Origin of the sequence: Nocardioides gansuensis (assembly GCF_003076135.1) — a bacterium.
GTDB lineage: Bacteria > Actinomycetota > Actinomycetes > Propionibacteriales > Nocardioidaceae > Nocardioides > Nocardioides gansuensis.
Map to the genome: position 1 here is coordinate 332,177 of NZ_QDGZ01000004.1, position 13,345 is coordinate 345,521.

Consider the following 13,345-nt stretch of genomic DNA (forward strand, 5'->3'; position numbering starts at 1 on the left):
TCGAGATGGGCGGCCGGGGACCGACTCAGAACACCGGGCGGCCCCCGGTCACCCCGATCACCGTGCCGGAGACATAGCTGGCCTCCTCCGGCGAGGCCAGGAACACATAGGCCCCCGCCAGCTCGGAGGGCTGCGCCGCCCGGCCCAGCGGCGTCTCGGCGCCGAACTTCTCCACGTCCTGGGCCCGCCGGGTCGCCGGCTGCAGCGGCGTCCACACCGGCCCGGGGGCGACCGCGTTCACGCGGATGCCCCGCGGCCCGAGCGCGGCCGCCAGGTTGACCGTGAGGTTGTTGACCGCCGCCTTCGTCGCGGCGTAGTCCAGCAGCGGGGTGGACGGGTCGTAGGCCTGCACCGAGCTGGTGTTGATGATCGACGCGCCGTCACCGAGGTGCGGCGCGGCCGCCTTGCACAGCCACAGGATCGCGTCGAAGTTGGTGCGCAGCGTGCGCTCCACCGTCTCGGGGGTCAGCCCGTCGAGGGCATCTCCGTCGCGGGCCCAGTGGAAGCCGGCGTTGTTGACCAGGATGTCGAGCCCGCCGAGCCCCTCCACGGCGTCGGTGACGACCTGCTCGCAGGTCTCGCGCTCCACGAGGTCGCCCGGCACGAGCACGGCGTTGCGGCCGGCCTCGCGCACCAGCCGCGCGGTCTCCTCGGCGTCCTCCTGCTCGGCCTCCAGGTAGCTGATCGCCACGTCGGCACCCTCGCGCGCGAAGGCGATCGCCACGGCCCGGCCGATGCCGGAGTCGGCGCCGGTGACCAGGGCCTTGAGACCAGTGAGCCGGTCGCGACCGACCCACGTCTCCTCGCCGTGGTCGGGGATCGGGTCCATCCTGCCCGTGAGGCCCGGGGGGTCCTGCTCCTGCGGCGGGAACCCGCCCTTGTCGTCCTTCCGCACCATCGACTCCGCGCGCCGTACGACGTCGGGCTTGGCGGCCTCGGGCATCGTGCTCTCCTCTCGATCGGCTGCCCGGGGCGGTACCCACGCCGACGCGGGGGATCACCCGGTCCAGCTCGAGGCTGCCTCGGGCGCGATTCCGGCCGTCGTTCGTGCGGCGATAGACTCCACCGACTCCCACCACGCAACGAGTAAGGGCTATCTGCGCGCCATGGCAACCACCAACGACCTCAAGAACGGCATGGTCCTCAACATCGAGGGCCAGCTGTGGACCGTGATCGAGTTCCAGCACGTCAAGCCCGGCAAGGGCCCGGCGTTCGTGCGCACGAAGCTCAAGAACGTCGAGTCCAACAAGACCGTCGACAAGACGTTCAACGCCGGCACGAAGGTCGAGACCGCCAACGTCGACAAGCGCACGATGCAGTACCTCTACAACGACGGCTCCAACTACGTCTTCATGGACACGTCGACCTACGACCAGCTCGAGGTCTCGCCCGAGGTCGTCGGCGAGGCCAAGAACTTCATGCTCGAGAACCAGGAGGCCATCGTGGCCACCAACGAGGGGCGGGTGCTCTTCGTCGAGCTGCCGGCCTCGGTCGAGCTGCTGATCGCCGAGACCGAGCCGGGCCTCCAGGGTGACCGCTCCACCGGCGGCACCAAGCCCGCGACGCTCGAGACCGGTCATCAGATCCAGGTCCCGCTCTTCATCACCTCCGGCGAGAAGGTCAAGGTCGACACCCGCGACTCCTCCTACCTCGGCCGCGTCAAGGCCTGAGGTGTCGGCTCGCGGGAAGGCCCGCAAGCGGGCGCTCGACATCCTCTATGCCTCGGAGATGCGCTCCGAGGACCCCGTGGCCGCGCTCGACCGTGCGATCGCGGAGGGCGAGGGCCCGACCAACGACTACACCAGCGTGCTGGTGCGCGGCGTGGTCGAGCACCGGGAGCGGATCGACGAGCTGCTGGCGTCCTACTCCCAGGGCTGGACGCTGGAGCGGATGCCGGCCGTCGACCGCAACGTGCTGCGGCTGGGCGCCTTCGAGCTGCTCTACGTGGAGGACGTGCCCGACGCCGTCGCGGTGAGCGAGGCGACGGCGCTGGTGCGCCAGCTGTCGACCGACGAGTCGCCGACGTTCGTCAACGGCGTGCTCGGTGCGATCCAGCGGGACCTGCCGACCCTGTCCTAAGTGGTGTGCCTGCGCCTTACAGTGCAGGCATGGCAGACACCGGCTCGGATGTCCAGGACGCGGGCGAGGACGCGTACGACTCGATCTGGGTCGACCGCGGCGCCCGTGTCGGCCTGGTCGCCTACGGCGTCGTCCACCTCCTCGTCGGCTGGCTCGCGCTGCAGCTGGCGCTGGGGGAGCGGTCCGCCAGCGCGAGCAGCGCGGGCGCCCTGCACGAGCTCGCTCAGCAGCCGCTCGGCAGCGCCCTGGTCTGGGCCGTGGCGGTCGGCATGCTGCTCCTGGTGGTCTGGCGGCTGCTGGAGGCCGGCTTCGGCCATCGGGAGGAGCACGACGACACCACTCGCTGGCGCAAGCGGGCCGCCTCGCTCCTCAAGGCAGTCGTGTACGGCGCGCTCGGCTGGAGCGCGGTGATGGTGGCCGTCGGCGAGGGCTCCCGCGGGGGCAGGTCGTCGACGACCGCGCGCCTGATGGACCTCCCGGCGGGGCAGTGGCTGGTGGGCGCTGCCGGCCTGGTCGTCGCCGGCTACGGCCTCAACCTGGTGCGCCGCGGGTGGACCGAGAAGTTCGCCGAGCACCTCGAGCCGCAGGCGCGCACCGGCCGCAGCGGCACGGCGTACGTCCTGCTCGGCAAGGCCGGCCACTTCGCCAAGGGCGCCGCCATCGTGCTGGTGGGTGGGCTCACCGTCTACGCGGCCGTCAGGCACCGGCCGAAGGAGTCGGGTGGCCTCGACAAGGCGCTCCAGACCCTGCTGGAGCAGCCCTTCGGGCAGGTCGCCCTGATCGCGATCGCCGTCGGCATCGGCTGCTACGGGTTGTTCTGCTTCGCCCGCGCGAGGTACCTCAACCGCTGACGCCGAGCCTCAGACGCCCTGCGTCGCCACCGCCAGCGCCGAGGTGACGAGGTAGTGCTTGACCTGGTCGGGGGAGATCTCGTCGATGACGGGCATGCCCGGCGCGGCCTCCATCACCAGGATGCCGACGCGGGCGAGCTGGAGGGCACCGAGGCCGCTGGCGTAGAGCGTGTTGGCGAGCAGCCTGGGATCGGCGACCTTGAAGTCGCCGGCCTCCACGCCCGCCTCGATCGCCTCGGTCAGCAGCGTGAGGCAGCCGGTGATGCCGCGGCCGAGGCGGAACATCGCGCTCTCGCTGATCTCCTCGAGCAGCTCGGGCCCGGTGCGGCGCATCAGCGTCTGGGCACAGTCGACGAAGGCGGGGTGCTCGATGCCGTAGTCGACGAACGCCTCGACGATCGCGCGCATCCGGTCGCGGGCCGAGCCCTCGCTCGCGATGGCCTCGGCGAGCACGCCGCGGAGCTCCTCGAGGTAGCCGACCAGGGTGAGCGCGAAGAGCTCCTCCTTGCCGGTGAAGTGGCGGTAGACGATCGCGCGGTTGATGCCGACGGCCTGCGCGATGTCCTCGATCTGGGCGTCGCGGACGCCGCGCTCGTCGAAGAGCTGGCGGGTCGCGTCGATGATCTCCTTCTCGCGCTGGCGCCGGCGCGAGGCCGCCGCGGACCTGCGCCCGTCGCCGCGGTCGCGTGGGGTCTCCAGGGTGGCCATGCCGGAAGTGTAAATGGTGTGCAACCTGCAGTTGCACGCGTGCGACAAGGAGTCCGCGGCTCAGGACCGCGCCAGGCGGAGCACGTCCTCGAGGGTGTCGGCGTCGGCGGCGGTCTTGTCGTCGCGGTAGCGCACCACCCTCGCGAACCGCAGCGCCACGCCTCCGGGATAGCGGCTGGAGCGCTGGAGGCCGTCGAAGGCGATCTCGACGACCTGCTCGGGCCGGAGGTGTACGACGTGGCCCTCGCGCCGGGCCTCGAGGGAGAGGAAGCGCTCGGTCTGCCAGGCCAGCATCTGGTCGGTCATCCCCTTGAAGGTCTTCCCGAGCATCACGAAGCCGCCCTCGGGGTCGCGGGCGCCGAGGTGGATGTTGGAGAGGAACCCCTGGCGCCGCCCGCTGCCCCACTCGACGGCGAGCACGACCAGGTCGAAGGTGTGCACCGGCTTGACCTTCACCCAGGCCGAGCCGCGGCGACCCGCTTCGTACGGCGCGGCGAGGTCCTTGACGACGACGCCCTCGTGGCCGGCGGCCAGCGTCTCCCTGACGTAGTCGGCGGCGCGCACCGGGTCGTCGGTGACCAGTCGGCCGACCCGCCAGGACTGCGGGACGAGCTCGTCGAGCACGGCCATCCGCTCGTGGCCGGGTGAGTCGAGCAGGTCGCGGCCGTCGACGTGCAGCACGTCGAAGAAGTGCGGTGTCACGACCGTGCCGGACGCCTGGGCGGTGCGGGAGGCCGTCTCCTGGAAGGGCCGCGGCCGCCCGTCCTCGTCGAGCGCGAGGGCCTCCCCGTCGAGCACCAGCCGCTGGGCCGGGAGGCCGCGGACCACCTCCACCACCTCGGGCAGCCGTGCGGTGATGTCGTCGAGGCTCCGGGTCACCACGAGGACGTCGTCTCCGTCGCGGTGCACCTGGATGCGAATGCCGTCGAGCTTGGCGTCGACGGCCACCGGGCCGCCGCCGGCCGCCTTGGCCAGGGCGGCCTCGATGTCCGGCGCGCTGGAGGCGAGCATGGGCAGGATCGGGCGGCCCACCTCGAGCCCGACGGTGGCGAGCGCGCCCTGGCCGCCGTGGAAGGCGGTCACTGCGGCGGTGAGCGTGCTGCCCGACAGCATCGCGGCGCGGCGTACGTCGCGGAGCGGGATGGCGGTGACCTCGGCGACGGCCTCCTGGACCAGCGCGTCGAGCGCGCCCTGCCGGAGGTTGCCGGTCACCACGCCCTGCAGCCAGGCCTGCTCCTCGGCGGTCGCCCTCCCGAAGAGCGACTCCACCGCCTCCCGGCGCGCCGCCTGCGAGCCCGCGCCGGACAGCCGGGACAGCGCCTCGAAGGCCTGGTCCACCTCCGCCACGGTCAGGCTCGGCTCGGCTGCCGGTGGGGGCAGCGTGCTGACACCGCGCCAGCCCAGGCCGGTGCGCCGCTGCCGCAGGGTGCCGCCGAGGTAGGAGACCACGATCTCCGCCTCGTCGGGACCGGCGCCCATAGCCCGCCGGAGCAGCTGGGCGAGCGCGGTCACCTTCTCCTTGCGCGACCGGGTGGCCGCGACCGTCCGGGACGTGGCCACGACATCAGCGAGCAGCATGGGACACATCCAATCCGGGGCCACCGACACCGGCTCAGCCGATGCGGGTGCGCACCTCGTAGAGCTCGGGGAAGAAGGTGAGGTCCAGCGCCCGGCGCAGGAAGTCGACGCCCGAGGAGCCGCCGGTGCCGGTTTTGTGGCCGATGGTGCGCTGCACGACCTGGAGGTGGCGGAAGCGCCACTCCTGGAAGTTGTCCTCGACGTCGACCAGCTCCTCGCACGTTTCGTAGACGCCCCAGTGCGCGGTGGGCTCGGCGTAGACGCCGGCGAAGACGTCGACCAGCGCGGGGGAGGAGCGGTAGGGCTGCGAGAAGTCGCGGTCGAGGCGGTCGGCGGGCACGGCGAAGCCGCGGCGCGACAGGTAGGCCAGGAACTCGTCGTAGAGCGACGGCTCGTGGAGCAGCCGGTCGAGCTCGTCCCGGGTGGCCGGGTCGTGGGCGAACACCTTGACCATGTCGGCGTCCTTGTTGCCGAGCAGGAACTCGACCTCGCGGTACTGCGCCGACTGGAAGCCCGACGACGTCGCGAGGAACGGCCGGATCTCGGCGTACTCACTCGGCGTCAGGGTCGCCAGGACCGCCCACTGGTCGGTGAGCGTGTGCTGGATGTGCTTGACCCGGGCCAGCCGCTTGAGCGCCTGGGCGAGGTCGTCGCGGCTGAGCAGGTCGCGTGCCGATCGCAGCTCGTGCACCATCAGCTTGAGCCACAGCTCGCTCGTCTGGTGCTGGACGATGAAGAGCAGCTCGTCGTGCTGGGGCGGGTCGGAGAGCGGCCGCTGGGCCGAGAGCAGCACGTCGAGGCGCAGGTAGTCGGCGTAGGACATCTGCCTGCTGAAGTCCTGCTCGATCCCCGCCTCGATCTCGCGCCTGTGCTCCCTGTCGGCCATGCCCCCAACCTAACGACCAGGAGGTCCGTACGACGCTTGTCGGGGCCGTCGGTTAGCGTCGCCGTGTGGACGGGCTGGTGAGGCAGTGGCGGCCGTCGTGGCCCTGCCCGGCGGCCTCGATCCTGCTGCGGCACCGGCGCGGCGGCGGAGACCCGACCTACCGCATCGACGCGACGGGGCGGCACTGGCGGGGGATCCGCACTCCGGAAGGTCCCGCGACCCTCCTCGTCGAGGTGCGGCCCGCGCTCGGCGACGTCCGGGGCGAGGCGTGGGGGCCGGGGGCGGAATGGGTGCTCGCCGGGCTCCCGGAGCTGCTGGGAGCCGCCGACGACGTGTCCGGGTTCGAGCCCCGCCACCCGGTCCTGGTCGAGGCCTGGCGGCGCCACGGCCACTGGCGGCTGGGTCGGTCCGGCCTGGTGATGGAGGCGCTCGTCCCCGCCATCGTCGAGCAGAAGGTGACCGGACAGGAGGCCTTCGCCGGGTTCCGCAGCCTCGTGCGGCGCTTCGGCGAGCCCGCGCCGGGCCCTGGCCGCGAGCTGGGGGTGTGGGTGCAGCCCGCGCCCGAGACGCTCAGGACGATCGCGAGCTGGGAGTGGCTGGCGCTGCACATCGACCCCGCCCGGTCTCGGGCGATCGTGAGTGCGGCACGGGTCGCCGCCGCCGTCGAGCGCAGCGCCGACCAGCCGGCCGACGTCGTCGACCGCCGGCTGCGCAGCCTGCCCGGAGTCGGCGTGTGGACCAGCGCGGAGGTGCGCCAGCGCTCGCACGGCGACGCCGACGCCGTCAGCTTCGGCGACTACCACGTCGCCAAGGACATCGGCTGGGCGCTCACCGGTGCCCCCGTGGACGACGCCGCCCTCGAGGAGCTGCTCGAGCCCTGGCGACCGCACCGCGGACGGGTCCAGGCCCTGGTGGTGTTGGCCGGGCTCCGCCGGCCGCGGCGGGGGCCCCGGCTGGCCCCGCGCACCCACCTCCCGGCGCGCCTCAGAGGAGCGGACGCAGCGGGGCCAGGACCGCCTCGGTGAACTTGCGGTGGAGGTCGCGCGCCTCCCACTCGCCGAGGGTGAGCTCGAGGGAGTGGCCCTGGTCGGTCAGGAAGATCTCCTCGAGGACGGCGGCCATCGACTCGTCGATGACCTCGACGTTGATCTCGTAGTTGCCCTGCAGGCTCAGCCGGTCGACGTTGGCCGTCCCGACCGTCGACCAGTTGCCGTCGATGGTCGCCGTCTTGGCGTGCACCATGGCGTCGCGGTAGCGCAGGATGCGCACGCCGGCGTGCAGCAGCTGCGCGAAGTATCCGCGCGAGATCCAGTCGGCGACGATGTGGTTGGACTTGTGAGGCAGCAGGATCCGCACGTCGACGCCGCGCCGCGCGGCGTCCTTGAGGGCGTCCACGAAGTCCTGGTCGGGGATGAAGTAGGCGTGGGTCATCCAGATGTTGCTCGTGGCCCGGTTGATCGCCTCGAGGTACATCGACCGGATGGGGAACATCCACAGCCGCGGCACGTTGCGGGCGAACCGGATGCGGGGCTCCCACACCGACGCGGTCTCCAGCAGCAGGGGACGCTCGCTGCGGCCGAGCCGCTTGCGGCGGTTGAGGTTCCAGAAGTCCGCGAACGTGCGCTTGAGGTCCCACACGCCGGGCCCGGTGATGCGCACGTGCGTGTCCCGCCACTCGGTGGCGTACGACGAGCCGACGTTGTAGCCGCCGACGAACCCGACCTCCTCGTCCACGACCAGGATCTTGCGGTGGTCGCGCCCGTAGCGCCGCAGGTCCCAGGGCCGCAGGCCGGCGTTGTAGACGGGGTAGCGCAGCACCTTCATCCCCGGCGGGAAGCGCTTGAAGGTCGGCGCCACGACCAGGTTGGCGAAGCCGTCGTAGATGCAGTAGACCTCCACGCCGCGGTCGGCCGCGCGCGCGAGCGCCGCCTTGAACCGCTCGCCGACCTCGTCGCCCTTCCAGATGTAGGTCTCGAAGAGCACCTGCTTCCGGGCGCCCTCGATGGCGGTGAGCATGTCGTCGTAGAGGTCCTGGCCGAAGGTGTACGTCGTGAGCGTGCCGCCTCCGACCGAGACGGTGCGCGGCGCGGTGACCGGGAACGGCCGGGGCTTCTTGCCGCGCCGGCGGTAGGAGTCGACGAGGGACAGGCCGACGGCCAGGGCCACCTGCAGCCCGAGCAGGCCGAGGAGGGCGTGGCGCAGCCACCGCACGACGGTCAGGGCACGAGGGCGTGTCACGCGGTCAATCTAGCGAGCCGGCCACGGACCCGGCGGCGATGTCGGCGGCGGGTCGTAGGCTCGCGGCATGCGTCCCGTGACTGATCTCGAGCGCCGCGTCGCGCCCTTCACGGTGGTCTCCGACTACCAGCCGTCCGGTGACCAGCCTGCCGCCATCGCCGAGATCTCGCAGCGGATCCGCGACGGGGTCAAGGACGTCGTGCTCCTGGGCGCCACCGGCACCGGCAAGACCGCCACGATCGCCTGGGTCGCCGAGCAGCTCCAGCGGCCGATGCTGGTGCTCCAGCCCAACAAGACGCTCGCCGCCCAGTTCGCCAACGAGCTGCGCCAGCTCTTCCCCGACAACGCGGTCGAATACTTCGTCTCCTACTACGACTACTACCAGCCCGAGGCCTACGTCCCCCAGACCGACACCTACATCGAGAAGGACTCCTCGATCAACGAGGAGGTCGAGCGGCTGCGCCACTCGGCGACCAACTCGCTGCTCACCCGGCGCGACGTCATCGTGGTCTCCACCGTCTCCTGCATCTACGGCCTCGGCACCCCGCAGGAGTACGTCGACCGGATGCTGCGGCTGAAGGTCGGGGAGGAGCACGACCGCGACTCGATCCTGCGCCGCCTCGTCGAGATCCAATACACCCGCAACGACATGACGTTCACCCGCGGCACGTTCCGGGTGCGTGGCGACACCCTCGAGATCTTCCCGGTCTACGAGGAGCTCGCCGTCCGCATCGAGTTCTTCGGCGACGAGGTCGAGCGGCTGATGACGCTCCACCCGATCACCGGCGAGGTGATCACCGAGGACGAGGAGCTCTACGTCTTCCCGGCCACCCACTATGTCGCCGGCCCGGAGCGGATGGAGCGGGCGATCCGCGGCATCGAGCTCGAGCTCGAGGACCAGCTCGCGACCTTCGAGCGGCAGGGCAAGCTGCTCGAGGCGCAGCGGCTCCGGATGCGCACGACGTACGACGTCGAGATGATGCGGCAGGTCGGGTCCTGCTCGGGCATCGAGAACTACTCGATGCACATCGACGGTCGCACGCGCGGCAGTGCCCCCAACTGCCTGCTCGACTACTTCCCCGAGGACTTCGTGCTCGTGGTCGACGAGTCGCACGTCGCGATCCCCCAGATCGGCGGCATGTACGAGGGCGACATGTCCCGCAAGCGCAACCTCGTCGACCACGGCTTCCGCCTGCCGAGCGCGATGGACAACCGGCCGCTCAAGTGGGAGGAGTTCCTCGAGCGCATCGGCCAGACGATCTATCTCTCGGCGACCCCGGGCAACTACGAGCTCGACCGGGTCGGCGGCATCGACCACTCCGTCCAGCAGATCATCCGGCCGACCGGGCTGGTGGACCCCGAGGTCGTCGTCAAGCCGACCAAGGGGCAGATCGACGACCTCATCCACGAGATCCGCGAGCGCACCGAGAAGAGCGAGCGGGTGCTCGTCACCACGCTCACCAAGAAGATGTCCGAGGACCTGACCGACTACCTCCTCGACGCCGGCATCCGCACCCGCTACCTCCACTCCGAGGTCGACACCCTCAAGCGCATCGAGCTGCTGCGTGACCTGCGGCTGGGGGAGTACGACGTCCTGGTCGGCATCAACCTGCTGCGCGAGGGCCTCGACCTGCCCGAGGTGTCGCTGGTCGCGATCCTCGACGCCGACAAGGAGGGCTTCCTGCGGTCCGACAAGTCGCTGATCCAGACCATCGGACGCGCCGCCCGCAACGTGTCGGGCCAGGTGCACATGTACGCCGACAAGATCACGCCGTCGATGGAGTCGGCGATCGACGAGACCAACCGGCGCCGGGCCATCCAGGTGGCCTACAACACCGCCCACGGCATCGACCCCACGCCGCTGCGCAAGAAGATCGCGGACATCACCGAGATGCTGGCGCGCGAGGACGAGACGACCCAGGAGCTGCTCCGCACCTGGGCCGACGTCGGCGAGAAGGGCCGTGCCGGTGGCGTGAAGTCGGCCAAGGCGCCCGTGCCGGCGCTGAGCCGCATCCACGAGCAGGCCCCGGACACCGCGGGCATCCCGTCGGCCGACCTCGCCGAGCTGATCCAGCAGCTGACCGAGCAGATGAAGGGCGCGGCCGCCGAGCTGCAGTTCGAGGTGGCCGCCCGGCTGCGTGACGAGATCAGTGACCTGAAGAAGGAGCTCCGGCAGATGATGGAAGCGACCAAGTGAGCGGCAGCGCCGAGCGAGGAACGAGCTCGAGTGCTGGCCGCGAGCGCGGGAGCAGCGCGAGCGCAGCGAGCGCCGGCGACGAAGTGAGAAAGCGAGCGGAGGCAACTCGATGACCGTGATCGACGTGGGACACCTGGTCTCGGGGGACGTCGTCGACCTGATCCTCGCCGACCACGTGCGCTTCGAGGCGCTGATGCGCCAGCTGCGCGACAGCAGCTCCGACCGCGAGGCGGTGCGGCAGGCCTTCGCCGAGCTGCACGTCGCGCACGCGACGGCCGAGGAGGAGCTGGTCTACCCGCGGCTGCGCCGCAGGGACGCCATCACTGACCACGCGGCCGAGCATGGCGAGGAGGAGCACGCCGAGGGCAACGAGGCGCTGCTGGCGCTCCTCGAGCTCAAGGGCACCGACACCCAGGCGTTCGACGACGCGGTGGAGGCGCTCTGCAAGGCGGTCAACCATCACCTGGCGGAGGAGGAGCTGACGATCCTCAACCCCGCCCGCGACGAGGTCGGCCCGCAGGCGCGGGCCGAGCTGGGTGCCGCGTTCGCGGCCCGACGCAACGAGCTGCTCGCGCAGGGCTGCGCGTCGCTCGAGCAGGTCCGGGCGATCGTCGCGGCCGCTGAGCGGGAGGGGCTGCTCGACTCCGGGGAGGAGTGGGAGTGAGCGTGGACGTCGAGGCGCTGGAGGCCCACTGCGAGTCGCTGCCGGGCGCCTGGCCGGACAACCCGTGGGGCCACGAGCACCCGGTCTTCAAGGTGGGCGAGGGGGAGCGGGGCAAGATCTTCGCCTTCCTCGGCGCAGACGGGGTCGGCGTGAAGGCGGGTGCGACCCGCGACGTCGCCGACGAGTGGCTGCACCGCTATCCCGGTCACGCCACCGTGATGGCCTACATCGGCCGATCCGGGTGGAACACCCTCGCCATCGGTGGCGCCATCCCCGACGACGAGATCCTCGAGGCGGTCCACGAGTCCTACCGGCTGGTGGTCAGCGGGCTGCCGAAGAAGGTGCGGCCCGACGGCTGGGACGAGGTCTGAGCGCCGTCACTCCCTGACGGCCGGCCGGCCCAGCGCGATGAGCCGGGCGACCACGAGGGCCAGGTAGAAGACGCCGGCGACCTGCTCCAGCATCATGAACGACCGGGTGTGCCCCGTGACGGGCACGATGTCCGACAGCCCCACGCTGGTGAGCGTGGTGAAGGACAGGAACAGCAGGTCGAACCACTCGCGCTCGTCGCCGAACGAGCCGGGCCAGACGGCCTGCGCCGCGGCGTACAGGTAGGCGAAGGCCCAGGCCACGACGGTGAACGCCGCTCCGGTGGCGTAGAGCTCGTCTCGGGTGACGATGTTGTCGGCGAAGCAGTAGCGGATCATCGCGTAGGAGACGAAGAAGTAGAACGGCACGTGCAGGGCCGCAGAGACCAGCACGACCCAGCCGATGTCGGGCTGCACGGCCTCCACGACGGCGAAGAGCATCGCGGGAACGCCGAAGAGCACGGCCACCCAGCTCAGCACCGGGGTGCTGCGGACGGCCCACACCGCGACCGACACGAGCAGCATCTGGCCGACCCCGATGGCCGCCCGGCCGAAGGTATAGGGCTCCAGGAACGGGTAGGCCAGCACCACGAGCAGCTGGCCGGCCAGGAGCACGGCGGAAGGGTGGTCGCGCAGCGTCTGCCACTGGTGTGCCGCGAAGCTCATGGAGGCATCGTAGGGAGCGCGACGGCGAGGGGCCTTGAGGCCGGGCCCCCACTGGAGCAGGATCACGGACGTGACCCAAGACACCTCCGTCGACCTGCTCGTGATCGGTGCCGGACCGACGGGGCTGTTCTCCGCCTACTACGCCGGCTTCCGGGGACTGAGCGTCGGCGTGGTCGACTCCCTGCCCGAGCTGGGCGGCCAGATCACGGCCATGTATCCCGAGAAGGCGATCTTCGACGTCGCCGGGTTCCCCTCCGTCAAGGGCCGGGACCTGGTCGCGGGGCTCGTCGAGCAGGCGGCCAGCGCCGACCCGGCCTACTTCCTGGACCGCACGGCGACGACGCTCGAGCACGGCGACGACCGGGTGGCGGTGATCCTCGACGACGGCACCCGGATCACCGCGGGCGCCGTGCTGGTCACGGCCGGCATCGGCAAGTTCAGCCCCCGCCCGCTGCCTGCCGGAGAGGGCTGGCTGGGCCGCGGGCTGGAGTTCTTCGTGCCCAGCTTCGCCCCGTACGCCGGCAAGGACGTCGTCATCGTGGGCGGCGGCGACAGCGCCTTCGACTGGGCGCAGCACCTCGAGCCGGTGGCCCGCACCGTGACGCTGGTGCACCGCCGCGACGCCTTCCGCGCGCACGAGCGCACCGTCGAGGCCGTGCGGGCGTCCTCCGTCGAGATCGTGACCCGGGCCCAGGTCACCGCCCTGCGTGGCAACGGCACGGTCGAGGAGGTCGAGATCACCGTCGACGGGCAGCAGCCGCTGGTCCGGCCCGCCCAGGCCGTCGTGGCGGCGCTCGGGTTCATCGCCGACCTCGGCGCCCTGCAGACCTGGGGGCTCGAGACCGACCACCGGCACGTCGTCGTCGACTCCGCGATGCGCACCAACCTGCCCCGGGTCTTCGCGGCCGGGGACATCACCCAGTATCCCGGCAAGGTGCGGTTGATCGCCGTGGGCTTCGGTGAGGCGGCCACTGCCGTCAACAACGCCGCGGTCGCCATCGACCCGACGGCCCACGTGTTCCCGGGCCACTCCAGCGAGGCGTAGCCGCACCCTGTGAGGTAGGGCACTCGGGACGCCCGGAACACCGCCCCGCATGTGACAGTTGGTCA

The 13,345-nt window shown here is 71.3% G+C and carries 14 protein-coding genes; 8 read left to right on the forward strand and 6 right to left on the reverse strand.

What is annotated here, in order from left to right:
- Positions 1 to 25 precede the first annotated feature (25 nt).
- A complete protein-coding gene (locus DDE18_RS11115; RefSeq protein ID WP_116572324.1) occupies positions 26 to 943 on the reverse strand; it encodes an SDR family oxidoreductase in 918 nt (305 codons plus the stop codon).
- Between the two features lie 163 nt (positions 944 to 1,106).
- Between DDE18_RS11115 and efp the strand changes: the two genes are divergently transcribed.
- The 3 genes from efp to DDE18_RS11130 are packed head-to-tail and all read left to right on the forward strand — an operon-like array spanning position 1,107 to position 2,930.
- Entirely contained in the window at positions 1,107 to 1,670 is a 564-nt protein-coding gene (gene efp, locus DDE18_RS11120) for an elongation factor P (RefSeq protein WP_116572325.1), read from the forward strand.
- Between the two features lies 1 nt (position 1,671).
- Positions 1,672 to 2,079, forward strand: coding sequence for a transcription antitermination factor NusB (gene nusB / locus DDE18_RS11125; protein ID WP_116572326.1), 408 nt, complete (start codon positions 1,672 to 1,674; stop codon positions 2,077 to 2,079).
- 29 nt (positions 2,080 to 2,108) lie between these two features.
- Positions 2,109 to 2,930 (forward strand): DUF1206 domain-containing protein, encoded by an 822-nt coding sequence (locus DDE18_RS11130; RefSeq protein WP_116572327.1) that lies wholly within the window; start codon positions 2,109 to 2,111, stop codon positions 2,928 to 2,930.
- 9 nt (positions 2,931 to 2,939) lie between these two features.
- On the opposite strand, the gene DDE18_RS11135 is transcribed toward DDE18_RS11130, so the two are convergent.
- Genes DDE18_RS11135 through kynA form a run of 3 tightly spaced genes read right to left on the reverse strand, consistent with a single transcriptional unit; the run spans position 2,940 to position 6,102 of the window.
- The gene (locus tag DDE18_RS11135) at positions 2,940 to 3,638 is read right to left on the reverse strand and encodes a TetR/AcrR family transcriptional regulator (protein WP_116572328.1); all 699 of its coding nucleotides are present in this window, start codon (positions 3,636 to 3,638) and stop codon (positions 2,940 to 2,942) included.
- A gap of 60 nt (positions 3,639 to 3,698) precedes the next feature.
- Complete coding sequence (locus DDE18_RS11140) at positions 3,699 to 5,216, reverse strand: ATP-dependent DNA ligase (RefSeq protein ID WP_116572329.1); 1,518 nt, start codon at positions 5,214 to 5,216, stop codon at positions 3,699 to 3,701.
- A gap of 34 nt (positions 5,217 to 5,250) precedes the next feature.
- Complete coding sequence (gene kynA / locus DDE18_RS11145; RefSeq protein WP_116572330.1) at positions 5,251 to 6,102, reverse strand: tryptophan 2,3-dioxygenase; 852 nt, start codon at positions 6,100 to 6,102, stop codon at positions 5,251 to 5,253.
- A gap of 65 nt (positions 6,103 to 6,167) precedes the next feature.
- On the opposite strand from kynA, the gene DDE18_RS11150 reads away from it, so the two are divergent.
- Entirely contained in the window at positions 6,168 to 7,127 is a 960-nt protein-coding gene (locus tag DDE18_RS11150) for a DNA-3-methyladenine glycosylase family protein (RefSeq protein ID WP_116572331.1), read from the forward strand.
- Here DDE18_RS11150 and DDE18_RS11155 read toward each other — a convergent pair.
- Complete coding sequence (locus DDE18_RS11155) at positions 7,087 to 8,340, reverse strand: phospholipase D-like domain-containing protein (protein WP_245916605.1); 1,254 nt, start codon at positions 8,338 to 8,340, stop codon at positions 7,087 to 7,089. The two genes, DDE18_RS11150 and DDE18_RS11155, sit on opposite strands and share 41 nt — an antisense overlap.
- Before the next feature lie 67 nt (positions 8,341 to 8,407).
- Here DDE18_RS11155 and uvrB point away from each other — a divergent pair, with 67 nt between their 5' ends.
- The 3 genes from uvrB (at position 8,408) to DDE18_RS11170 (ending at position 11,572) form a co-directional block, all read left to right on the forward strand.
- Positions 8,408 to 10,537: an excinuclease ABC subunit UvrB gene (gene uvrB, locus DDE18_RS11160; RefSeq protein WP_116572332.1), complete on the forward strand. Its 2,130-nt coding sequence runs from the start codon at positions 8,408 to 8,410 to the stop codon at positions 10,535 to 10,537.
- 109 nt (positions 10,538 to 10,646) lie between these two features.
- Positions 10,647 to 11,201, forward strand: coding sequence for a hemerythrin domain-containing protein (locus tag DDE18_RS11165; protein ID WP_116572333.1), 555 nt, complete (start codon positions 10,647 to 10,649; stop codon positions 11,199 to 11,201).
- Positions 11,198 to 11,572, forward strand: coding sequence for an MmcQ/YjbR family DNA-binding protein (locus tag DDE18_RS11170; protein ID WP_245916607.1), 375 nt, complete (start codon positions 11,198 to 11,200; stop codon positions 11,570 to 11,572). The genes DDE18_RS11165 and DDE18_RS11170 overlap by 4 nt, the downstream gene beginning before the upstream one ends.
- A 6-nt stretch (positions 11,573 to 11,578) precedes the next feature.
- Here DDE18_RS11170 and DDE18_RS11175 read toward each other — a convergent pair whose 3' ends face one another.
- Positions 11,579 to 12,235 (reverse strand): potassium channel family protein, encoded by a 657-nt coding sequence (locus DDE18_RS11175; protein WP_116572334.1) that lies wholly within the window; start codon positions 12,233 to 12,235, stop codon positions 11,579 to 11,581.
- 70 nt (positions 12,236 to 12,305) lie between these two features.
- Here DDE18_RS11175 and DDE18_RS11180 point away from each other — a divergent pair, with 70 nt between their 5' ends.
- Positions 12,306 to 13,280 carry an NAD(P)/FAD-dependent oxidoreductase gene (locus tag DDE18_RS11180; RefSeq protein WP_211754509.1) on the forward strand — a complete coding sequence of 325 codons (975 nt, stop codon included), beginning with the start codon at positions 12,306 to 12,308 and terminating at the stop codon, positions 13,278 to 13,280.
- Positions 13,281 to 13,345: the final 65 nt, after the last annotated feature.